A 20,446-nucleotide genomic window follows, 5' to 3' on the forward strand; every position below is an offset into this window, starting at 1 on the left:
GCGATACCGCGTCCTACCTGGAATGCGCTTTCCCAAATCTGATCGAGGGTGGGACCGTCCGCCGCGGGAAGTCGCCGCCGCGGGTCACCAGCGCCGTTCGATCCACAGCGGACCGCGGGGCCGCAGCGCGATCGCGGCGCTCGGCGTCGGGTCGCCGTCGACCTGCGCGAGTTTCGCCTCGCACCACGGCGTCAGGGCGGCGCGCAGCATGGCGCGGGCCAGGTGCGCGCCGAGGCAGGTGCGCCGCCCGGCGCTGAACGGCAGGAAACCCCAGGCGGGGCGGCCGCCCTCGAACCGTTCCGGGCGGAACGCGCCCGGGTCTTCCCACAGCCGCGGGTCGTGGTGGGTGAGCAGCGGGGAGTACAGCACGAGCGTGCCCGCGGGCAGGCGTACGCCGGTCGTGGTGGTGTCGCGGGCGGTGATGCGGCTGCCCAGCCATCCGGCCGGGTAGAGGCGCAGGATCTCGTCGAGCACCTGCCCGAGCGTGTCGGTCTGCCGCCACTCGGGCGCGCCCGCGAGATGCCACAGCGCCCAGGCGAGCGTGTGGGCCGTGGTGTCGTAACCGGCGGCGAGCCCGACCCGGATCTCCGCGACGGCGCCGTCCATCCCGGACAGCGCCTCGGCCAGGCTGCCCGGCGGCGGGTCGGCAAGGATCGCGGCGATGGCCGCGTCGAGGCGGCGGAACAGCAGCGGCCGCGGGATCATCGGGCCCGGCGCGGGGTGCTGCAGCGGGTGCAGGAAGTCGGCCAGCAGCCGGTCCGGCATGGTGTTGGCGAAGAACGCGGCGTTGAGCATCCGGCGCACCACGCCGCTCGCCCAGCCCAGCGCCTCGACCCGGCCGGTGGGCAGGTCGGCCCGCGCGACCAGGTCGAGCTGTTCGAGAAGATGGTCCAGGGCGCGGGCGTGGAAATGCGGGTTCAGTTCCCGGCGGCGCGGGTCGTGCCCGGGGTTGTCCTGGTAGACCACCCCGGCGGAAAGGTACGGCGTGAGCCCGCTGAGGCTGCCGACGCTGCGGAACGTGTCCAGGTCGCCGAGCACGGCCCGGTTCCAGTCCGGGGTGTAGCCGACCACGGCGGTGCGCCACAGCCGCAGCCGGAACACGTCGCCGGTGCGGGCCCCGTCCCGCAGCAGCCGCACCGGGTCGGTGGACCAGCGCCACAGGTGGCCGAGCAGGGGCGTGCCCGCGGGGGAGGGGAGGCTCACCGGTACTCCCGTCCCTTCCAGACCGCGGTGCGGCGCAGCGCGGTCAGGTAGACGGGCAGTGCGGCGGGCGCGGTGAACGGCACCAGGGCGGCTTCGGCGTACGCGCCGCGCCCGGTCTTGGCGTTGGACAGCACCCGCTCGGCCAGGCCGAGCACCGCGGCCACCCGCCAGCCGCCGCCGCGCCGCCACAGCAGCCAGGGCACCGTGTACGCGGTCAGGTTCCAGGCGAAACTGGCCGCCAGCACCAGATCGCTGCCGCCGTGCGCGGCCCGCATGCTCTTGCCGAGCCCGCGTACGGCGCTGCGGTAACCGTCGTACATCCGGGTGCTCACCAGCTCGCCGCCGAGCGCGAGCCCCAGCTTGAGCCCCTTGCGGCGGCTGAGCCGGGCCAGCTCCAGGTCCTCGACGATCTCGCCCGCGACGGCCGCGTGCCCGCCGATGTGCTCGTAGGCGGCGCGGCGGAAGGACAGCAGCTGCCCGTTGGCCACCGCGGCGGCCCGGATCGGCAGGTCGAGCAGCTGGTGCGGCAGGAAGCCGAGCAGGTTCTCGTCGATCAGCGGGACGAGCAGGCGCTCGCCGAGGGTGCCGGTCTGCTGGCGCGGGAACACCGAGAACACGTCGGCGCGCTGGCGGCGCTGCTGCGCCCAGACCGCGTCCAGCGCGCCGGGCCGCAGAGTCACGTCCGCGTCGAGGTAGACCAGCAGGTCACCGGTCGCCGCCTGGGCGAGCTGGTGGCAGGCCCAGTTCTTGCCGATCCAGCCGTCGGGCCGGGGCGCGCCGGTGATCAGTTTCAGCCGCGGGTCGGCGCAGCCTGCCACGATGTCGGCGGTGCCGTCGGTGGAGCCGTCGTCGAGGACCAGGATCTCCTCGGCGGGCTGGGCGAGCAGACCCGGCAGGGTGTACGGGAGCCGGCCCGCCTCGTCACGGGCGGGCACCAGCAGCGAGGTGCGCGGACGGCCCGGCGCGGACTGCCCGCGCGCCAGCACCGGGAAGGAGCGCGCGTTGCTCACCAGCCCGGCGCTCTTGACCAGGTGGAAGCCCGCCACGGCGGCGCTCAGGACGCCCACGGCCGGGCCCCCTGCACGCTGTCGATGCGCTCGTCGGCGCTGCGCCGCCCGGCGAGCACCCTGCGGAAGCTGGCCAGGGGCCGCCGCGGGTCGGCGACGGCGAGCTGGCTGTCCAGGGACGACAGGTCGGCGGCGAGGGTGTCGGCGAGCCGCTCGGTGACCTGGTCGTCGCGGCCGCGGCGGGTCACCTCGGTGCAGGAGACGTACGCCTCGGGCTTGGTCTGCCCGCGCATGACCACCCGGACCGCGACCGCGTACAGCGGCACCCGCGCCTGGCGGGCGTACCAGGCCGCACCCGGGGACAGCGGGCCGGGCGGGCCGGCCGGGCGCAGCTCGCCCTCGGGGTAGATGACCAGGGTGCGGCCCTGCGCCAGGTAACGCAGCCCGGTGCGGGGCTCGGCGGTGCCGAACACGCCGACCCGGCGCACGAACCGGTACCGGGCCAGGTTGTCCTGCGCCATGATCAGGCATGCCGGGTGCCGGGAGCGTTCCAGCACGACGGACGCGACGAACGGATCCCACCAGCTGTGGTGGTCGGCGGCCCAGACGAACGGGCCGCGGGGCAGCCCGCCGCGCAGCCACACCCCGCGCAGGTCCCGGCGGACCAGGTAGGTGAAGCCGTGGCGCAGGAACGCCGCCACCGGGTCACGCATCGCGGCCCTCGCCCTCGGCGGCCGGGCGCGTCCGCTGCCACAGCAGCAGGGTCAGGGTGATCAGGGCGAGGCCGAACCCGTAGTCCTCGACCGGAATGTGCCACGGCGCGCGTACCCCGCTGATCTGCTGCTCGGCGTAGTGCACCACGGTCGCGTCGGGCCGGGTGAGCCAGCCGTCGACGGGAACCATGAAAGCCAGCGAGATCGCCACGGTGAGCCAGTAGCGCGCTGTGCGCAGCAGCCCGGTGCGCAGCACGGCGAGTTCCAGGGCGACCACGGCGACCGGGGCGGCGACGGCGGCGATCGTGTACTCAGCGGCCACGTCGGCTCCCCGCGGTCGGCCGCCCGGCCGTGGGCGGGACCTGCCGCACCGGCGACCCGTCCGGTCCCGCGGCCTGCTCCTCCGGCACGAGCGCCGGCTCGGCGCGGCGGTCACGGCGTAGCAGGCCGGCCCGTTCGGCGCGGCGGCGCAGCCGTGACCCCTGGCCGAGCACCTCGAAGGTGAGCAGCGCGCACAGGGGCACGACCAGGAAGAACAGCCACTCCTCCCACGGTAGGCCCGCGAGCGTGCCGCCGGTGGTGTACCGCGTGGAGAACCACCAGTGACCCCGGGCCGTCGCGATCAGGTCCCAGATCACGAACACGGCCAGCACCGGCAGCAGGGTGGCCAGCAGCCGCCGCGGCTGCCGGTAGACCCGCGCCCCGAGCGCCAGCTCCAGCGGCAGCGTCACGGCGACGCAGGCGGCCAGGATCAGCAGGTAGCGCAGCGGGTCCATCAGCTGGCCCGTTCCGGTTCCCGGGGCATCGCCACGGGGGTGCCGGCGGGGGTGAGCAGGCTGCGAGCAGCGACCTGCAACCGGCGACGGGTGGGAACGGTCGCGCGGCGGGCGAAGACGTCGAGTTCGGCCCGCTCGATCTCGTCGAGGATGCCGCCGTAGAGGTGGAACGCGGTCCGGATGCAGGCCTGCGAGGTCGGCGCGAGCATGGTGACGCCGGGGGCCGCCGCGGCGTAGTGCTCGCGGGCCCGGGTGATCTCGTAGCGGACCAGTTCCCGGATGGCCGTGGTGGCGGTGCCGCGCGCCGCGGCCTGGAACAGGTCGGCCGGGCTGACGCCGAACGTGCGCAGGTCGCGCTGGGGCAGGTAGATCCGTCCCCGCTGGAGGTCCTCGCCGATGTCACGCAGGAAGTTCGTCAGCTGGAAGGCCAGCCCTAGCTGCCGGGCGGGCTCACGGGCCGCGTCGGCGTCGGCCGCCTCCAGGATCGGCAGCATCATCGTGCCGATGACCGCCGCCGAGCCCTCCATGTAGTCGAGCAGGTCGTCGTAGTCGGCGTACTCGGCGACTTCGAGGTCCATGGCCATGCTGCGCAGGAACGACGCGAAGTCGGCGCGGTCCATGTCGAAGCGCTCGATGGTGTGCAGCACGGCGGGCAGCAGCGGGTCGTCGACCGGGGCGCCGTGCAGGCCGGCCACGAAGCGGTCGGACCACTCGCGCAGCCGGGCGGCGCGCTCGGCGGGCGGCAGGTCGTCGGTGCTGTCGACGATCTCGTCGGCGTAGCGGGTGAAGCCGTAGAGCGCGTGCACGTGCGGACGCTTCCAGGCTGGGAGCAGGCGGGTGGCCAGGTAATAAGTGCGGCCGTGGTGGCGGTGCAGCTGCCGGCAGCGCTCGTACGCCGCGGCGAGTTCAGGCTCCACGGGGCTCTCCTCAGAAATATCGACTCAACAATCGACGCAACTTCGAGTCTACGTTAATCTGGGCCCGTGGCAAACGACACCTATTCCGCGACCGCTCCTTCCTTTACCCCGACCGCGGGCCCGGGGCCGGTAGACCACGCCGTTGACCTGCACCACCATGTCGAGCAGGCGCTCAGCGACTTCGTGCTCGCGGAGACGGCAGCGCTGCTTGACGTCGACCACGCCCTCGAACCGCTGCTCGCCGCGGCCCGCGATGCGGTGCTCGGCGGCGGCAAGCGCATCCGGCCGCTGTTCGCCTACTGGGGCTGGCGCAGCATGGCCGGCCCGGATGCGCCGGTGCGGCAGGTGCTGCCGGCCCTCGCCGCGCTGGAGCTGCTGCACGCGTTCGCCCTGGTCCACGACGATGTGATGGACCGCTCCGCGACCCGCCGCGGCCGCCCCACCGCGCACCGGGCGCTCGCCGCGGCCCACGCCGGGCAGCGGCTGCGCGGCGATGCCGAGCGGTTCGGCGACTCCGGCGCGATCCTGGTCGGCGACCTGTGCCTGGTCTGGGCCGACCGGCTGATGGGGCGGGCGAAGGTGCACGCGGCGGCGCTGGCGGGGGCGCGGGCCGCGTACGACCGGATGCGGGTCGAGGCCATCGCCGGGCAGTTCCTGGACGTGCTCGGCGACCACGCGCGCAGCTGGTCGCCGGAGCGGGCGCTGCGCACCGCCCGGCTCAAGACCGCCGGCTACACCGCCACCTGGCCGCTGCACTTCGGCGCGGCGCTGGCCGGGGCCACCGGCACCACGTTCGCCCGCGGGCCCCTGGGCCGCGCCTACACCCGCTACGGGCTGGCCGTCGGCGAGGCGTTCCAACTGCGCGACGACCTGCTCGGCCTGTACGGCGAACCCGCCGTCACCGGCAAGCCGGTCGGCGACGACCTCGGCAAGCCGACCATGCTCCTGCTGCTGGCCCGCGCCCGGTCCACCGCCGCCCAGCACGCCGAGCTGGATAAACTGCTGGCCGCCGAGCAGCCCGACGTCGCCCGGCTGGGCGAGGTGGTCCGCGCGACCGGGGCCGCGGAGCAGCTCGGCGACATGATCACCGAGCGGGTGGCCGACGCGCGGGACGCGCTCGCCGACGCGCCCGTCGACCCGTCCGTCCGCGCCGCGCTCGGCGAGCTCGCCGCCGCGGTGGCCTGGCGCGCGGCATGACCGGAAGGAGCGCACGCATGCGGACGGTTCCCGGACGCACCGACCATGTGGTCGTGGTGGGGGCAGGGCTGGGCGGGCTGGCGTGCGCGCTGCACCTGGCCGGCGCCGGCCGCCAGGTGACCGTGCTGGAGCGCGAGGACGTGCCGGGCGGACGGGCCGGGCGGCTGGACCGCGACGGGTACACCTTCGACACCGGCCCGACCGTGCTGACCATGCCCGAGCTGATCGCCGAGGGCTTCGCCGCGGTGGGTGAGGACATGGCCGACTGGCTCACCCTCGACCCGCTCGATCCGGCGTACCGGGCCTGGTTCCCGGACGGATCGAAGCTCGACGTCATCGCCGACCCGGAGCGGATGGCCGTCGAGATCGCCCAGGTCTGCGGGCCGCGCGAGGCCGACGGCTACCGGCGCTTCGTCGACTACGCCCGCCGCCTGTGGGAGCTGGAGCGCCACGACTTCATCGAGCGCAACTTCGACAGCCCGCGCGACCTGCTCACCGCCAACCTGCTGCGGCTGGTCGCGGCGGGCGCGTTCGGGCGGCTGCAGAACCGCATCGACACCTTCCTGAAGGACGAGCGGACCCGGCGGGTCTTCTCGTTCCAGGCGATGTACGCGGGCCTGTCCCCGCACAAGGCCCTCGCGGTGTACACCGTCATCGCCTACCTCGACTCCGTCGCCGGGGTGTACTTTCCGCGCGGCGGCATGCACGCGCTGCCCACGGCCATGGCCGCGGCAGCGGAGAAACACGGTGTGCGCTTCCGCTACGGCACCCAGGCGCTGCGCGTGGAGAGCAGCGGCGGCCGGGCCACCGCGGTGATCACCACGGCGGGCGAGCGCATCCCCGCCGACGCGGTCGTGCTCAACCCCGACACCGCCGCCGCGCACGCGCTGCTGCCCGGCTCGCACCCGCGCAAGCTGCGCTACTCGCCGTCGTGCGTGGTGCTGCACGTCGGCTCCGACGCCGCCTACTCACAGGCGGGACACCACAACATCCACTTCGGACGGCAGTGGCGGCGCACCTTCGACGAGGTGATCACCAGGGGGGAGCTGATGAGCGACCCGTCGCTGCTGGTCACCAACCCCAGCCGGACCGACCCGTCGGTCGCCCCGGCCGGGCGGCACACCTACTACGTGCTCGCGCCGGTGCCGAACCTGGTCGCCGGTGACCAGGACTGGCGCGGCGGGCTGGCCGACCGGTACGCCGACGAGCTGATCGACGTCCTCGAAGCGCGCGGCTACACCGGTTTCAAGGCGGGCGTGCAGACCCGGACCGTGATCACCCCGGCCGACTGGTCGGACCTGGGCATGGACGCGGGCACCCCGTTCGCGGCCGCGCACACGCTCACCCAGTCGGGCCCGTTCCGGCCCCGCAACCTGCACCCGGCGCTGTCCAACGTGGTCTTCACCGGCTCGGGCACCACCCCGGGCGTCGGCGTGCCGATGGTGCTGATCTCGGGCAAGCTCGCCGCCGCCCGCATCACCGGCGGCTGACATGACCCGCGCCACGGGGGAGCGGCCATGAGCGAGCGCGGCGTGCGGGTCAAAACGACCGCGACCCATGCCGGAGCCGAGCGAAGCGGGGTGAAGGCGTGAGCGAGTCCGGCCGCAGTGTCGGGGACGTGGCCCGGTGGCTCGGCGTCGCGGTCACCACGCTGCGCACCTGGCACCAGCGGTACGGGCTGGGCCCGAGCGAGCACGTCGCGCACCGGCACCGCCGGTACACCACCGACGACGTGGCCCGGCTGGAGGTCATGTGCCGGCTGACCACCGAAGGCGTGCCGGCCCACGAGGCGGCCCGGATCGCGCTGGCCGGGCTCCCCGGCGAACCCGCCGCGGCCCGCCTCGCCCCGGTCGCCGACCCGTCGGCGCGTGGGCTCACCGTGGCCGCGGTGCGCCTGGACATGCCCGCGATGCTGTCGACCATCGCCTCGGCGGTGCGCGGCCGCGGCGTCGTCTACGCCTGGGACCACCTGCTGTGCCCCGTACTGGTCGAGGTGGCCCGGCGGCAGCAGCCGGACCATCACATGATCGAGGTGGAGCACCTGCTGTCGCGCTGCATCCTGGAGGTGCTGTGGACGGTGCCCCGCCCCTTCGGCGCGGCCAGCGCCCGCACCCTGCTGGCCTGCTCCGCCGACGAGCAGCACACCCTGCCCCTGGAGGCGTTGGCCGCCGCCCTGGCCGAACAGGGCTGCGGCAGCCGCATGCTCGGCGCCCGTGTGCCGCCCCTGGCCCTCGCCGACGCGGTGCGCCGCACCGGTCCGTCGGCCGTCTTCGTCTGGTCCCAGTTCGCCCAGACCGGCACCCCGTCCCAGCTCGAACCGGTGCTCGCCGTCCGCCCGCGCCCGGCCCTGATCGCCGCCGCCGGCCCCGGCTGGGGTGACCCGCTGCCCGCAGGTGTGTACCGACCGGCCGACCTGACCGACGCCCTCCGCATGGCCCTACCAGTCACCAGCCGACGCGACCGCTGACACCCGTTTCTCATGGACGTTGGCCTATCAGATCGAGTATTCGTAGATCGAACTCGATCTGATAGGCCAACGTCCATCGCAGAGCGGAGCGGGGTCCGGCAGGGGCGGGGTGGTGGGGTGGGTCAGTGGTCGCGGAGGAGGGAGCCGGCGCCGTGGACCTTGTCGTCGATGCCGTTGTCGCGTAATGCCATCCACCAGGTCGCGGCGTTGATGGCGATGACGGGTTTGCCGAGCCAGCGCTCGGCCTCGTCGGCCAGGCGCACCATGGACAGGTTGGTGCCGCACTGCACGATCGCGTCGACGTCCGGCCCGTCGACCTTGCGGATCGCGTCGCGCAGCTCGTCCTCGGTGACGTGCGCGATGGCCACGGCAGTCGGGCACTTCAGGCCCTCGATCGCGGTGACCTCGAACCCGATCTCGCTGAAGAACTTGACCACGTTCTGGTCGCCGACCGGCTGGTACGGCGTGACCACGCCGATGCGGCGCGCCCCGTAGATCTTCAGCGCCCGCTCGCAGGCCTCGGCCCCCGTGGCGACCTCCAGCCCGGTGATCGCCTTGATCTGGCGGACGAATTCGCGGTTGCCCTCGACGCCGCCCCAGAACGTCTCCGCCGACATGCCCATGACCATGTAGTCGGGTTCGCAGGTCAGCACCCGTTCGCAGGCCGAGCCGATCTCGTCGCGGATCTGCGTGAGCAGGTGCTCGAAGTTCGCGTCGTCGGACAGGTCCTGGTTGCGGATGTGGATGCGGGAGAAGTGCGCGGTCACCCCGGGCACCGTCATCGAGTAGAAGTCCGGTTCGACGATGGTGTTCGTGGACGGCGCGATGACCCCGAACTTGCGCCGCCAGCCGAGAGCGTCGGTCATGCGGGCACCTCCACCGGGCGGGCCGCGGCGACCTTCGCCGCGCGGACGGTGAGCAGGGCGGCGGTCAGGAAGACGGCCTGGGCGAGGGTGTTGGCGCCCTGCTCCAGCCACTGGAAGGCGACGGTGTCGTGCTGCGGGTGGCTGCGCAGCGGCACCAGCGAGGTGACGGCCACGACCCCGAGCGCGTACAGCACGACCGCGCCCCAGGCTCGGCGGCGTCCGGCCAGCACCGCGCCGAGCACGCTGATCGCGGTGACGCCGGTGGTGGCCGCGATGAACGCCGGCTGCACGCTGGTCAGCGCGACCGCGGCCCCGGCGATCCCCACACCCACCAGGGCGTACGGCCACCACGGCGCGCGCCGCCCGCGCAGGGTCGTGTGCAGCGACCACAGCACCAGCAGCGCGCCGGTCGCCATCAGCGGGAACAGCGACTGCTCCAGCCAGCGCAGGTCGGTGCCGAACGCGGACAGGATGAGCTTCCAGGTGGACTTCGCCACCCCGCCCAGGCCGATGAGCACCGCCCCGAACCGGCCGGCGAAGGCGGCCCGCCGGTCAATCGCGGCGGACGCCCCGCCGAGCAGCCAGAACCCGGCCAGCGCCAGCAGCGTGGGGACGTAGTCCTCCAGCGCCATGATCACCGGGTAGTCGTTGGTGTTCACGCGTCCTCCCCGAACACGTCACGCTTGCGGAACGCGGTCAGGAACCGCCAGAACGCCTTGCCCCGGGTCAGCCACGCCACCCGGCCCCCGTTCGGGGCTCCGGCCAGCACCTTTTCGGCCAGCCACGGCGTGACGGTCTCCACCCGGTCCGCCAGGATGTTGAAGATCTTCTTGGCCTGTGCCAGTTCGTCCGGGGTGTAGTCGTGTGTGAGCAGGTCGGTGACGACCATGCCGGGGGACAGGTGGTGCACGGTCACCCCGGTGCCGTCCACCTCCTTGGCGAGGCTGTCCGTGGTGTAGGTGACGGCCCGCTTGGTCGCGCCGTACACGGTCAGCCCGGGGCGGAGCATGCCGTTGGAGCCGAAGCCCTCCATGTTCCACAGCGCGCCCGCGCCCTGCGCGGCCATTCCGGCCAGCACGACGGCACTGGCGTGCAGCAGGCCGCGCAGGTTCAGGTCCACCGTGGCGTCCAGCGCCGCGGGGTCCAGCTCCCAGAGCTTGCGGCGGGCCGGGGACATGCCCGCGTTGTTGATCCAGATGTCGACGTGCCCGTGCCGCTCCACGGCCGCGTCCCACAGGCGCTGCACCGCCTCCCGGTCGGTGACGTCGGCGACCACGCCGTACGCCGAGGGCGCCTGCTCGCCGGCCCGTTTGACCGAGTCGACCGACCGTCCGCAGTAGACGACCTGTGCGCCGCGTGCGGCCAGCTCCCGGACGAGGCCCAGGCCGATGCCGCGCGTGCCGCCGGTGACCACCACGACCTTGCCGGTCATGCGCCGTCCTCCCATTCCAGCAGGCCGTGCAGGACGCCGTCGAGCACGTTGCCGTCGAAGATCTCGTAGACGACGGCGAGGCGCTTGCCGGCGGACATGCCGGGTTCGGCGTCGATCATGAATTCGCGGTACTTCAGCTTGGTCACGTCGGTGAAGTGCAGTGAGCCGAACGCGGCGCGGCCGAAGGTGACCGCGTTGCCCCAGGCGTCCGGGCCCTCGTGGAACAGCCGGTTGCCGTCGCGCCGGGCGGTGGCCGTGGCGCTGCGGTCCAGGGCGCCGGACCAGGTCAGGGTGCGACGGGTGTGCAGCAGGTCGAGCGGTTCGAGGCTGATGCGCACGTCGACGGCGCCGCGCGGCTTCTGGTCGGCGCCCCAGAGTTCGCAGCTGCCCGCGTACGCGCCGGACTGCTTGGTGGGCATGATGAACGGGACCGGGCCGCGGCGCGTCTCGGCGGCCAGGAAGTCGGTGACCCGGGCCTGGGTGGCGGGGTTGTCGTCGTGGTCGGTGCTGCGGGTGTAGACGCCGTTGAAGCAGCCGACCACCGACCAGCCCTGGTAGAGCACGGACGAGTACACCTGGGTCTGCCCGTCGGGCAGGATCTGGTTCCAGGTGTTCAGGTCGACCTGCCAGCCGGGGCCGTAGTAGTGCGAGTCCACGAACGAGCCGTAGGGCTGCCCGGTGCCGTAGAAGTCCGGGCCGGTGTACACCCGGTCGTCGTCGGCGTCCTTGACCCCGAACGCGAACGGCGCGCCGAGCCGGAACTGCCCGGCCAGCGGCCCGCCCCCGGTCAGCCCGCCGTCCATGTAGTACGTGGTCACGCCGTTCTCGAAGACCGACGAGCGCCGGATGTCCTCGTACCCGCACCACGTCCCGGTGGCGTCGAACAGCGACGGCCGGCCGTGCCACTCGCCGGTGATGCGCTTCTGCCACTCGCTGGGCTCAGCCATTGGCCACCAGCTCGGCCCGGATCGCGTCGGTGGTCTCGTCGCCGAGCAGCCGGGACACCTGCGCCCAGACCGGGTCGACGTCGCGGCTGAAGATGTTGGCGCGCACCGCCGCGTCCCGGGCGGCCAGGTCGACGCCCTCCGGGCTGGGCACACCCTTCTCGACCAGCGTCGACCAGTGGTCGGCGTACGCGTCGACGTGCGCGTCGATGCCCGCGAACGCCTCCTCGGTGGCCCGGTTGACCAGCATCCACGGCGACATGATGGCGCGCTGGCGCGGGCCGATCGCGGCGGGGGACAGGCCCTCGGTCGTCGAGGCGGCCTCGAACACCGGGGTCAGCGGGTGGAAGGCCGCGTCCAGGTAGGGCAGGTTCGCGGCCAGGTCGGCGCGGGGGATCAGGTCGAGGTGGAAGGCGTGGTACGAGCCGCCGTACACCGAGTCGAGGGTGAAGTGGGGGACGGCCGAGTCCTCGGGCGTGAACGCGAAGATCATGTGGCTGTCCAGGTGGATCATCGGGACCACCAGGCCGACGTACACGACCTTGGCCACGGCCGCGCCGCGGAAGATCCGCACCGAGCCGACCGGAGCCGGAGACATCGGGCTGGTCAGCTCGGCCAGCGGCGTCTCCTGCGCGACCAGGTCCGGGTGGCGGGCGAGGATACGTTGCAGGGTGCGCTCGCACAGGTCGGCGGGCAGGCTCACGGTCACTCCTCAGGGGTGGAATCGGACTCGGCCGCGGCGGCCGCGTCCCAGGCGGCCTGCACGGTCGGGTGCTCGCCCCGGGCCTTGTGCACCCAGGCGCGGGCCAGCTCGGGGTTCTCCCGGCGGGCCGGGGACGCGATCACGGTCGCGGTGCGCCGCGGCACGTCGCCGGTGATGCTGTCCTCCTCGGACAGCAGCCAGCCCTTCTCGGCCAGCTCCTGCCGGCGGCGGCGGTAGTGCACCGCGATCAGGTCGCTCTTGATGTGCAGCTCCGCGCCCAGGTCGAAGGGCAGCAGCTCGGGCCGCACCTTGTTCACGACCTCCGCGTCCTCGTAGAAGATCTTCAAGGTGCGGTTGATCGCGTTCTTGTCGGCCCACTTGCCGGTGAAGAAGGTGCGCAGCGCCACCCACTTGACCAGCGTGGTCGTCTCGTCGATCGGGATGTTGGTGTCGTAGATGATCAGCTCGCCGATCGGCAGCCGCACGTGCAGCTTGATCATGTTGGGCAGCATCCAGCCGGCCGAGGTGCGCACCGGCGGGCGGTTGCTCAGGTCGCCCTTGTTGCGGTTCAGCGCCGCCCAGATGCCCTTCGGCCGCGGCGGGTACAGGTCCACCGTCGCGAACGCCGACCACTCGTCCGGAGTCTCCAGCTCGTACTCGGCGACCTCCGGCCGCTCCGGGTTGCCGAAAGCCCCCGCGTGCACGAACGGCGCGTGCGCGATGTCGCAGCCGTTCTCCAGGATGCGCTCGTAGTTGGCCTTCCAGAGGAACTCGCCGGTCACCGCCCGGAAGCGGCCGCCGTTCTCCTTCAGGTCGTCGAACTCCGGCCACACCGGGATCGGCGGGCGCTCGGACTCCGGCAGGTCGCCCATGAAGACCCAGACGAAGCCGTACCTCTCCTGCACCGGGTACGAGTCGACGCGGGCCTTCTTGGGGATGCCCCGGCCCGGCAGGTTCGCCGGGATCTTCGTGACCTGGCCTTCGGCGTCGTACTCCCAGCCGTGGTACGGGCAGACCAGGCAGCCGTCCTTGGTCCAGCCGCCCGACAGCGCAGCCCCGCGGTGCACGCACAGGTCGGACAGCGCCACCGGGCGGCCCTTCGGGGTGCGGTAGAGGGCCAGGTGCTGGCCGAGCACGGTGACCCGGGCCGGCTTGGTGGTGACCCGGTCGGCGAACTCGACCGCGTACCAGAAGTTCTTCAACATGGCTTACCTCCGCTGGATCGACGCGACGCCGCCGTGATCGGCGAGTTTGTCCCATTCGGTATACGACGCCTGGTCGCCGGTCAGATGCATCCGGCAGAACGTGCCGAGCAGGTCGGCCAGCAGTTCGCGGTGCGCGGCCGGGTCGCCGTCGGCGGGCTGGTCGAGGAACGCCCGTGCGGCGGTGTGGTCGACCGGGTGCACGATCGCGAAGTGGTTCGCCCCGGCGAGCCGTACCAGCGCGTTGTCGCCGCCCCGGTCGGGCAGCGCCTCGTCGAAGGTGCGGGTGATCGGGTCGCGGCGGGTGGCCGCGTCCTCGCCGTAGCGGTCCGCCGAGCCGTTGATGACGCCGTCGTTGGTGCCCGCGACCAGCAGCACCGGGCAGTCGGCCTGGGCCGGCAGCACGGTGCCCGCGGGCCAGCCCAGCATGGTGGCGACCATGGTGTGCGCCCCGTACGTCGCCACCGCCTTGACCTCGGGCACGAACCGCGCGGACTGGAGCGCGACGGTGCCGCCCGCGGAGTGTCCGATCAGGGCGACCCGGTTCAGGTCGAGCAGCCCGGCGACCGGCCCGGTCATCGCGGCGAGGGCGTCGAGCACCGGGCGCAGCGACGGCGTGGTGGGCCGTTTGCCGTAGCCGTCGGGCCGGGCCGCGTCGAGGTCCACACCCGGCGTGATGCCGTGCAGGCCGCCGAACAGCGTGCCGACCCAGTCGTAGGTCACCGCGACGACGCCCTGCTCGGCCAGCCGCTCGGCCAGCCAGCGGTACGCCTCCTGGCCCACGTTGACCCCGGACACGATCACGGCCACCGGGTACGGGGCGCCCGCCGGGTCGGCGGCCATCACGCCGGACAGCCGCTCGCGGTCCGAGCCGTCCGGCAGGGCCGGGTAGTAGACGCGCAGGTGGGCTGTGTCGAACGGCGGCTCGTGGCCCGGGATGGTCGCGGCCCACCAGACAGAACGGATCACCGTCACGGCCGGGCCAGCTTCCGGTCGCCGCCCCACAGGCCGCGGACCAGCTTGTCCGTGGTCTCCTGGCCGAAGAAGCGCACACCCATCACGTTGGCCGGGTCGCGCTCGGCGATGTTGCGCCGCATGCGCAGGTCCGTCTCGGCCAGCGCGGCCCGCTCGTCCTCCGGCACCGGCGGGGCCTCGTCGACCCAGCGCAACCAGCGGTCCACGTGCTCATGCGTCAGCTTGCGCACGATGTCGATGTTGCGCTCGCTCCTGCCGAACGAGTAGCAGTACGCCGTCGGGCTCAGGCTGGCCCGGATGAAGCCGGCCCGGCTGACGAAGTACTCGAACTCGGGGTCGGCGCGGTGGGCCAGCCAGTCGGCGTCGAGCGGGGCGTAGTAGCTGTCGTAGTACTCGCCGTCGGCGATCAGGTTCACCCGGGGCACGGAGTCGAGGTAGAACCAGCCCTCCGGCCACACCAGCAGGGCCAGGCCCAGGTGCGGCACCTTGACCTGCGGGCCCAGCCACACGGTCAGGTGCAGGTTGGCGAAGCTCGCCGACGGGTTGCCCAGCCAGGAGTGCACCATCCAGTCGACCTCGGGTCCGCTGTACGCGGCCAGCGAGCCGCCGGGCCCGTCCGGGTACTGCCCGTACGACTCCAGCTCCAGGGTCGACGGGTCACGCTGCAGCTCGAACCGGGCGTCGATCTTCGCCTTCAGTTCGGCCAGCAGCTCCTGGTACAGGTGGAACGTCTCGTGCACGTCGACGGCGGGGGAGTTGTCCACCATGTCCTCGACGTGCCGCAGGGTCTCGGCCACGGGCGGTCTACCTTTCTGTGAGGGCTTGCACGAGCCGCCAGGGGCGGCCGTCGACGAGGTCCGTCTGCCGGGACACCTGCCGGTTGGCGGCCTGTGCCGGAGCGACGTCAGCCCGCCCGGACACCTGTCCGGCGGGCACGGTGGTGACGACCGGGTGACTGATCCGCCCCGTGAAGGGCCCCTGCCAAGCGGTCCACAACGTGAAGTCGGGCGACAGCGCGAACACCGCGCTGTCCTGGTCGAGCGGTGCGACGGCGACGACGTTGAGCCGGTTCTCCGCCGCCCGCTCGGGCAACCCGAGACTCAGTTCCCACTGCTCCGCAGCCTCGAACGGCACCGCCACCACATCGGCATCAGCCAGCGCCGCCAACCGGAACACCTCGGGAAAGATCGAGTCCGCCCCCGCGACCATGGCCAACCGTCCCCACGGCAGCTGCACCACACACACTCCGCCCTCACGGGGACGATCTTGCGTGGACTGTGGGGACGACACGGGTGTTTCCGGCGAATGGGCAACCGTTCGCGCAAGATCGTCGTGATCAAGGGGGTGGAGGACGGGTTGGCGGGCTACTTCGCCGTTGGCGTCGACGAGGATCGGGCCGGTGGGGGTGGCTGTCACGGCGTGGGCGCTGGTGCCGTCGAGGGCGGCGGCGAGCAGGGTGGGGTCGGTTTCGGTGGTGACGATGAGGCGGGCGCCTGCGGCGGCGGCGCGGGCGGTTTCGCGGACCACCGTGGCGGTGTCGCCGCGGACCACTGCGACGGGCAGGGTGGCCGCGCCGGATCCGTGGCGGCGGCCGTGCGGTGGGGCGGCGATGGGGGCGTACAGCTCGGGTCGGCGGGCGGCGAAGATGTCGGTGCCGTCGGGGCGGCGCTTGTCGTCGGCGAGCGACGGGTCGATGTCGGCGATCACGACGGCCTCGCCGGTGCGCGGCCCCTTGGCGACGACGGTGCCGTCGGGGGCGACGATCTGGCTCTCTCCTGCCCCGTGCAGCCATTCCGCGGGTACGCCGAGCGCCGCGCTGAGCCGCGGGAGGTGCTCCTCGGGCAGCAGCGGGCCGACCTTGTTGGCGGCGACGACCCATACCTTGTTCTCGGCCGCGCGGACCGGGATGTGCAGGCTCGCCTCGTCGGTGGCGAACGAGTTGAGGCTGTTCAGCAGCACCTGCGCGCCGCGCAGGGCGAGCCCGCGGGCCACCTCGTTGATGACGCCCTCCATGCAGGCGTACATGCCCAACCGGCCGAGCGGGGTGTCGAGCACCGGCCCGACCTCGCCGGCCGGGTCGAGGTGGTCGTTCTCGGCGCCCATCAGGGTCTGCTTGTCGCACTGGCCGAGCACCGCGCCGTCCGGCCCGAACATGAAGTTGGTGCCGCCGGTGCGGCCGTCGGGGTGCGCGTGCGTGACGTTGATCTTCACGTACGCCCGGTGCTTGCGGGCGCGCTCGGCGACGGCGGTCAGGAACGGGTCGCCGGGCCGGGTGGCGATGCGGTGCGCGTGCGCCCGGTCGGCGTAGTAGGACAGGTGGTTGCAGAACTCGGGCGCGACGATCAGCTGCGCGCCCTGGGCCGCGGCCTCGTCGATCAGGCGCAGGCAGGCGGCGAGATTGGCCTCGACGTCTTCCGACGCCGCGAGCTGCACCGCGGCAACCCGTACTGGAGCCATGTGGTGTCTCCGGTTCCCCTAGCGAAACGCTGTTTCCCGAAACTACACTCGCGGGGGCGTTTACAACAGGGGTCGACCGGAGGTCGTGATGCTTTCTCACGTAGTGCTGATGACGTTCACCGACGCAGACGATGCTGCCAAGGCGAAGGATCTTTTGGAAGGGCTGGTCGGGGTGGTTCCCCAGGTCCGAACGCTCCAGGCGCACCTGGACGAGCTGCACACCCCGGTCTCGGCGCACCTGTGCCTGATCACGACCCACGAGGACGAGGCCGACCTGCGCGGATACCAGGAACACCCGGCGCACCTGGAGTTGGCGCAGTGGCTGCGCCCGCGGCTGGCGGCCCGGGTGGTAGTCGACTTCAGCCGGTGACCGCTCAGCTCAGCACGTCCAGGAAACGCAGGCAGCGTTCCCAGGTCAGTTCGCTGGAGGCCGCGTCGTAGTCGGGCGAGGCGTCGTCGGTGAACAGGTGCCCGCCCGGGTACGTGAACACCTCCGGGTGGGTGCCCAGGCGGGCCATCGCCATCTCCCACGCCATGATCTCGTCCGCCGACTCGTACTCGTCGCGTGCCGCGACGTGCAGCTGGGCGTCCAGCCCGGACGGCATCCGGCGGGGCGTGCCCGCGGTGCCGTGCAGCAGGAGCAGGCCGCCGACCCGCGGCTCGCGCTCGGCGATGGCCTGCGCGAAGCCCGCGCCCATGGACAGCCCGGCCAGCACGCCGCCCCCGGGCAGATGTGCCGCCGCCTGCCGGGCGCGCTGCTGCACGACCTCCGGGCCGATCTCGTCGAGCAGTGCGAACCCCTCGTCGACGGTGTCCACCACGACCCCGTCGAACAGGTCGGGGGTCAGCACCGTGTGCCCCGCGGCCCGCAGTCGCTCGGCGGCGGTCAGCACGGCCGGGCGCAGCCCGATGACGGAGTGGAACAGCAGGACGTGGGCCATCCGCCCATCCTGACAGGCCGCGCCGACGCCGCAATCCGCACCGACCCGCGAATCGACGCAACATCGCGAAACGCCGTTTCCGTCGTGGTCGCTTCGGCTATAGCGGAGACATGACAGTTCACCTGGCACGACGTCCCGCGGCTCAGTGGTGGGCGCTCGCGGGCTTCCTCGCGGCGGTGCTCGTGGCGGCGGTGGTCGGCGGGCTGGCCGTGGCGCAACCCGCCGACGACTACGCGGCCCTGGCCCGGCCCGGCTGGGCGCCGCCGTCCTGGCTGTTCGGGCCGGTCTGGACGGTGCTCTACGCGATGATCGCGGTCTCGGGCTGGCTGGTCTGGCGACGGGCCGGCTGGGGTCCGGCGCTGTGGGCGTACGCCGCGCAGCTCGTCCTCAACGCGATCTGGACGCCGCTGTTCTTCGGCGCCGGTCTGCGCGGCCTCGCGTTCGCCGACATCGTGCTGCTGTGGCTGGCCATCGGCGTCACCGTGCTGCTGTTCCGCCGGATCTCGGCCGTGGCGGCCTGGCTGCTGGCGCCCTACTGGCTCTGGGTCACCTTCGCCTCCGCCCTCAACTTCACCATCTGGCACCTCAACTAGCCCCGACCCCGACCCCGACCCCCGATGGCCGCAACTCTTAAAGAGTCGCGGCCATCGGCACGGGTGGAGGCCGCGACTCTTTAAGAGTTGCGCCAGGTGGGGGGGAGGGTGGCGGGTCAGGCCTGCGGGGTCCAGGTGGCGCGGCGGCCCAGGTAGGCAAGCAGGACGGTGGTGGCGTCCGCGTCGGCGGCGACGGGCAGCTCGGCGGCGTACGCCCCGTACGCCCGTAGCGGCTCGACGATCTGCTTCGCCACCGCGAGCAGCTGCTCGGCGTCCGGTGCCGTCAGCGGCGACGGGGCGCCGGTGGCGACGGCGATGTCCCAGGCGTGCACGGCGGCGTCGAGCGCGCACGCCCCGGCGGCGATCCACAGCGGCAGCGGGCCCTGTGGCAGCGGCACGGGCACCTGCTCGGCGTCGGCGCCCACGGTGGCGAAGGCGGCGGTCGACGCGTCGAGGGCCTGCTCCAGCAGGGCGGCGGCGTCCCCGTCGATGCGGCCGGAGGGCTGGAACGGGTCCTCGGCCGGCCACGGCCCGCCGGTGATCGCGGCGGCGTATCCGATCTGGTCGCCGGTCGCGTGCTGCAGCACCTGGGTGACCGTCCAGTGCTCGCAGGGCGTCGGCAGGTCCCAGCCGTCGGCCGGGATCCCCGCCACGGCCGTCCGCAGCGCGGTGTGCGCCGCGCCGAGCAGGGTGATCGCGTTCGTGCCGGTGATCGTGGTCATGGCTCCGCCCTTCGTCTCGGCATTTCCGGAACGGAATGCCTCGTTCCGTTTAAGCTTAGCAGAGCGGAACGATCCGTTCCACTGCTAGTCTGGTCGGCGTGACCGAGACGAGCGCGGCCCCGATGTCGGGCCGCAGGCAGCAGGCGGCCCGCAACGACACGGTGATCCTCGACGCGGCCCGGGAGGTGTTCCTCGCCGACCCGAAGGCCCCCATCGCCGCTGTGGCCGAGCGGGCAGGCGTCGGCATCAGCGCGCTCTACCGCCGCTACAGCAGCAAGGAGGAGCTGCTGCGCCGGCTGTGCCACGACGGGCTGCTGCTGTTCGTGGCACAGGCGCAGGCGGCGCTGGCCGAACCGGACCCGTGGCGCGGCCTCACCGGGTTCCTCGCCGAGATCGTCGACGCCGACGTGCACTCGCTGACCGTGCACCTGGCCGGGACGTTCACGCCGACGCCGGAGATGGGCGCGACCGCCCGCGCCGCCGGCGAGCTGGCGGGGCGGCTCGTGCAGCGGGCGCTCGACGACGGCAGCCTGCGTCCGGATGCGGTGGTCGCGGACGTCACCCTGCTGCTGGAGAGCTGCGCGGCGGTTCGCGTACCCGATCCCGCGCGCACCCGGCGACTGCGGGCCCGCCACCTCGCCCTGCTGCTCGACGGCCTGGCCGCCGACCGCTCCCGCACCGACCTCCCCGGCCCGCCGCCCACCGCCGCCGAACTCAACTGGCGCTGGCGCACCCCCTGACCCGGTCCACCCGCACACCAAGTCGGATGATCAACGGGGGGCCGTCGGTCAGCGGAGTTCGGTGAGCAGGGCCAGGCCTTCCGGCCAGGAGGCGAGGTTGGAGTCGGCGTTGAGGTGGCCGCCGCCGGGGACCACGACCAGGCGGGAGCCCCACGCCCGCGCGAAGGCCTCGCTGCGCGGCAGGGCCGCCCACGGGTCGTCGTCGCCGGCGACGAGGATGCTCGGGAACGGCAGCGGCACCAGCGGCACCGGGCGGAAGTTCACCAGCTCGGGCACCTCCGCGGTGTCCACATCGGCGGGCGCGACCAGCAGCGCGCCGCGTACCCGGGCGGTGTCGCCGCCGCGGGCCACCCAGTGCGCCACGGTCACGCAGCCCAGGCTGTGCGCCACCAGGGTCACCGGCCAGGGTGCGGCCGCCACCGCGGCGGCCAGCGTGTCGACCCAGTCGCCGACCAGCGGGTGGAACCAGTCGGCCTGCTCGACCCGCCGGAACCCGTGCTCCTGCTCCCACCGGGTCTGCCAGTGCGCCGGACCGGAGTTCTCGAAGCCGGGAAGGATCAGCACGCTCGTCACGTCAGCAGGGTAGACGGG

24 protein-coding genes are annotated in these 20,446 nt (G+C 73.1%); 6 read left to right on the plus strand and 18 right to left on the minus strand.

Going from position 1 to position 20,446, the window contains the following annotated elements:
• Window positions 1–84: 84 nt before the first annotated feature.
• From F6W97_RS16355 to F6W97_RS16380, 6 genes are read right to left on the minus strand one after another with little or no spacing between them, the layout of a single operon-like run.
• On the minus strand, window positions 85–1,203 hold the full coding sequence (locus tag F6W97_RS16355; RefSeq protein WP_155371198.1) for a cytochrome P450: 1,119 nt from the start codon (window positions 1,201–1,203) through the stop codon (window positions 85–87).
• Window positions 1,200–2,270, minus strand: a complete 1,071-nt coding sequence (locus F6W97_RS16360) for a glycosyltransferase family 2 protein (RefSeq protein ID WP_155371199.1) — start codon at window positions 2,268–2,270, stop codon at window positions 1,200–1,202. The genes F6W97_RS16355 and F6W97_RS16360 overlap by 4 nt, the downstream gene beginning before the upstream one ends.
• Window positions 2,258–2,923, minus strand: a complete 666-nt coding sequence (locus tag F6W97_RS16365) for a lysophospholipid acyltransferase family protein (RefSeq protein ID WP_155371200.1) — start codon at window positions 2,921–2,923, stop codon at window positions 2,258–2,260. Before F6W97_RS16365 ends, F6W97_RS16360 begins: the two co-directional genes overlap by 13 nt.
• The gene (locus F6W97_RS16370; RefSeq protein WP_155371201.1) at window positions 2,916–3,245 is read right to left on the minus strand and encodes a lycopene cyclase domain-containing protein; all 330 of its coding nucleotides are present in this window, start codon (window positions 3,243–3,245) and stop codon (window positions 2,916–2,918) included. Before F6W97_RS16370 ends, F6W97_RS16365 begins: the two co-directional genes overlap by 8 nt.
• Complete coding sequence (locus F6W97_RS16375) at window positions 3,235–3,699, minus strand: lycopene cyclase domain-containing protein (protein WP_155371202.1); 465 nt, start codon at window positions 3,697–3,699, stop codon at window positions 3,235–3,237. Before F6W97_RS16375 ends, F6W97_RS16370 begins: the two co-directional genes overlap by 11 nt.
• On the minus strand, window positions 3,699–4,616 hold the full coding sequence (locus F6W97_RS16380; RefSeq protein WP_155371203.1) for a phytoene/squalene synthase family protein: 918 nt from the start codon (window positions 4,614–4,616) through the stop codon (window positions 3,699–3,701). The genes F6W97_RS16375 and F6W97_RS16380 overlap by 1 nt, the downstream gene beginning before the upstream one ends.
• 66 nt (window positions 4,617–4,682) lie before the next feature.
• On the opposite strand from F6W97_RS16380, the gene F6W97_RS16385 reads away from it, so the two are divergent.
• The 3 genes from F6W97_RS16385 to F6W97_RS16395 all read left to right on the plus strand — a co-directional run bounded on the left by F6W97_RS16385 (window position 4,683) and on the right by F6W97_RS16395 (window position 8,280).
• A complete protein-coding gene (locus F6W97_RS16385) occupies window positions 4,683–5,813 on the plus strand; it encodes a polyprenyl synthetase family protein (RefSeq protein ID WP_155371204.1) in 1,131 nt (376 codons plus the stop codon).
• A gap of 17 nt (window positions 5,814–5,830) precedes the next feature.
• The gene (crtI, locus tag F6W97_RS16390; RefSeq protein ID WP_155371205.1) at window positions 5,831–7,303 is read left to right on the plus strand and encodes a phytoene desaturase family protein; all 1,473 of its coding nucleotides are present in this window, start codon (window positions 5,831–5,833) and stop codon (window positions 7,301–7,303) included.
• A 98-nt stretch (window positions 7,304–7,401) separates the two neighbouring features.
• Window positions 7,402–8,280, plus strand: a complete 879-nt coding sequence (locus F6W97_RS16395) for a MerR family transcriptional regulator (RefSeq protein ID WP_155371206.1) — start codon at window positions 7,402–7,404, stop codon at window positions 8,278–8,280.
• A gap of 122 nt (window positions 8,281–8,402) precedes the next feature.
• Here F6W97_RS16395 and F6W97_RS16400 read toward each other — a convergent pair whose 3' ends face one another.
• From F6W97_RS16400 to F6W97_RS16440, 9 genes are read right to left on the minus strand one after another with little or no spacing between them, the layout of a single operon-like run.
• On the minus strand, window positions 8,403–9,146 hold the full coding sequence (locus F6W97_RS16400; protein WP_155371207.1) for a maleate cis-trans isomerase family protein: 744 nt from the start codon (window positions 9,144–9,146) through the stop codon (window positions 8,403–8,405).
• Window positions 9,143–9,805: a hypothetical protein gene (locus F6W97_RS16405; RefSeq protein ID WP_155371208.1), complete on the minus strand. Its 663-nt coding sequence runs from the start codon at window positions 9,803–9,805 to the stop codon at window positions 9,143–9,145. Before F6W97_RS16405 ends, F6W97_RS16400 begins: the two co-directional genes overlap by 4 nt.
• Entirely contained in the window at window positions 9,802–10,578 is a 777-nt protein-coding gene (locus tag F6W97_RS16410) for an SDR family oxidoreductase (protein ID WP_155371209.1), read from the minus strand. The genes F6W97_RS16405 and F6W97_RS16410 overlap by 4 nt, the downstream gene beginning before the upstream one ends.
• Complete coding sequence (locus F6W97_RS16415) at window positions 10,575–11,525, minus strand: hypothetical protein (protein WP_155371210.1); 951 nt, start codon at window positions 11,523–11,525, stop codon at window positions 10,575–10,577. The genes F6W97_RS16410 and F6W97_RS16415 overlap by 4 nt, the downstream gene beginning before the upstream one ends.
• On the minus strand, window positions 11,518–12,225 hold the full coding sequence (locus F6W97_RS16420) for a hypothetical protein (RefSeq protein ID WP_155371211.1): 708 nt from the start codon (window positions 12,223–12,225) through the stop codon (window positions 11,518–11,520). Before F6W97_RS16420 ends, F6W97_RS16415 begins: the two co-directional genes overlap by 8 nt.
• Before the next feature lie 2 nt (window positions 12,226–12,227).
• Window positions 12,228–13,430 carry an aromatic ring-hydroxylating dioxygenase subunit alpha gene (locus F6W97_RS16425; protein ID WP_155371212.1) on the minus strand — a complete coding sequence of 401 codons (1,203 nt, stop codon included), beginning with the start codon at window positions 13,428–13,430 and terminating at the stop codon, window positions 12,228–12,230.
• A 3-nt stretch (window positions 13,431–13,433) separates the two neighbouring features.
• Complete coding sequence (locus F6W97_RS16430) at window positions 13,434–14,402, minus strand: alpha/beta hydrolase family protein (RefSeq protein ID WP_155371213.1); 969 nt, start codon at window positions 14,400–14,402, stop codon at window positions 13,434–13,436.
• On the minus strand, window positions 14,399–15,199 hold the full coding sequence (locus tag F6W97_RS16435) for an oxidoreductase (RefSeq protein ID WP_155371214.1): 801 nt from the start codon (window positions 15,197–15,199) through the stop codon (window positions 14,399–14,401). The genes F6W97_RS16430 and F6W97_RS16435 overlap by 4 nt, the downstream gene beginning before the upstream one ends.
• A gap of 7 nt (window positions 15,200–15,206) precedes the next feature.
• Complete coding sequence (locus tag F6W97_RS16440; RefSeq protein WP_155371215.1) at window positions 15,207–16,859, minus strand: carbon-nitrogen hydrolase family protein; 1,653 nt, start codon at window positions 16,857–16,859, stop codon at window positions 15,207–15,209.
• A gap of 88 nt (window positions 16,860–16,947) precedes the next feature.
• Between F6W97_RS16440 and F6W97_RS16445 the strand changes: the two genes are divergently transcribed.
• Window positions 16,948–17,229: a Dabb family protein gene (locus tag F6W97_RS16445; RefSeq protein ID WP_155371216.1), complete on the plus strand. Its 282-nt coding sequence runs from the start codon at window positions 16,948–16,950 to the stop codon at window positions 17,227–17,229.
• A 4-nt stretch (window positions 17,230–17,233) separates the two neighbouring features.
• Here F6W97_RS16445 and F6W97_RS16450 read toward each other — a convergent pair whose 3' ends face one another.
• Entirely contained in the window at window positions 17,234–17,800 is a 567-nt protein-coding gene (locus F6W97_RS16450; protein ID WP_155371217.1) for a dienelactone hydrolase family protein, read from the minus strand.
• A gap of 110 nt (window positions 17,801–17,910) precedes the next feature.
• On the opposite strand from F6W97_RS16450, the gene F6W97_RS16455 reads away from it, so the two are divergent.
• On the plus strand, window positions 17,911–18,393 hold the full coding sequence (locus tag F6W97_RS16455) for a TspO/MBR family protein (RefSeq protein ID WP_155371218.1): 483 nt from the start codon (window positions 17,911–17,913) through the stop codon (window positions 18,391–18,393).
• A gap of 116 nt (window positions 18,394–18,509) precedes the next feature.
• Here F6W97_RS16455 and F6W97_RS16460 read toward each other — a convergent pair whose 3' ends face one another.
• Window positions 18,510–19,115: a TIGR03086 family metal-binding protein gene (locus tag F6W97_RS16460; RefSeq protein WP_155371219.1), complete on the minus strand. Its 606-nt coding sequence runs from the start codon at window positions 19,113–19,115 to the stop codon at window positions 18,510–18,512.
• A 98-nt stretch (window positions 19,116–19,213) separates the two neighbouring features.
• Between F6W97_RS16460 and F6W97_RS16465 the strand changes: the two genes are divergently transcribed.
• Window positions 19,214–19,855, plus strand: a complete 642-nt coding sequence (locus F6W97_RS16465) for a TetR/AcrR family transcriptional regulator (protein WP_230686727.1) — start codon at window positions 19,214–19,216, stop codon at window positions 19,853–19,855.
• Window positions 19,856–19,903: 48 nt separating this feature from the next.
• On the opposite strand, the gene F6W97_RS16470 is transcribed toward F6W97_RS16465, so the two are convergent.
• Window positions 19,904–20,428, minus strand: a complete 525-nt coding sequence (locus F6W97_RS16470; protein ID WP_155371220.1) for an RBBP9/YdeN family alpha/beta hydrolase — start codon at window positions 20,426–20,428, stop codon at window positions 19,904–19,906.
• Window positions 20,429–20,446: the final 18 nt, after the last annotated feature.

Source organism: Catellatospora vulcania (genome assembly GCF_009720385.1).
Classification (GTDB): Bacteria; Actinomycetota; Actinomycetes; order Mycobacteriales; family Micromonosporaceae; genus Catellatospora; species Catellatospora vulcania.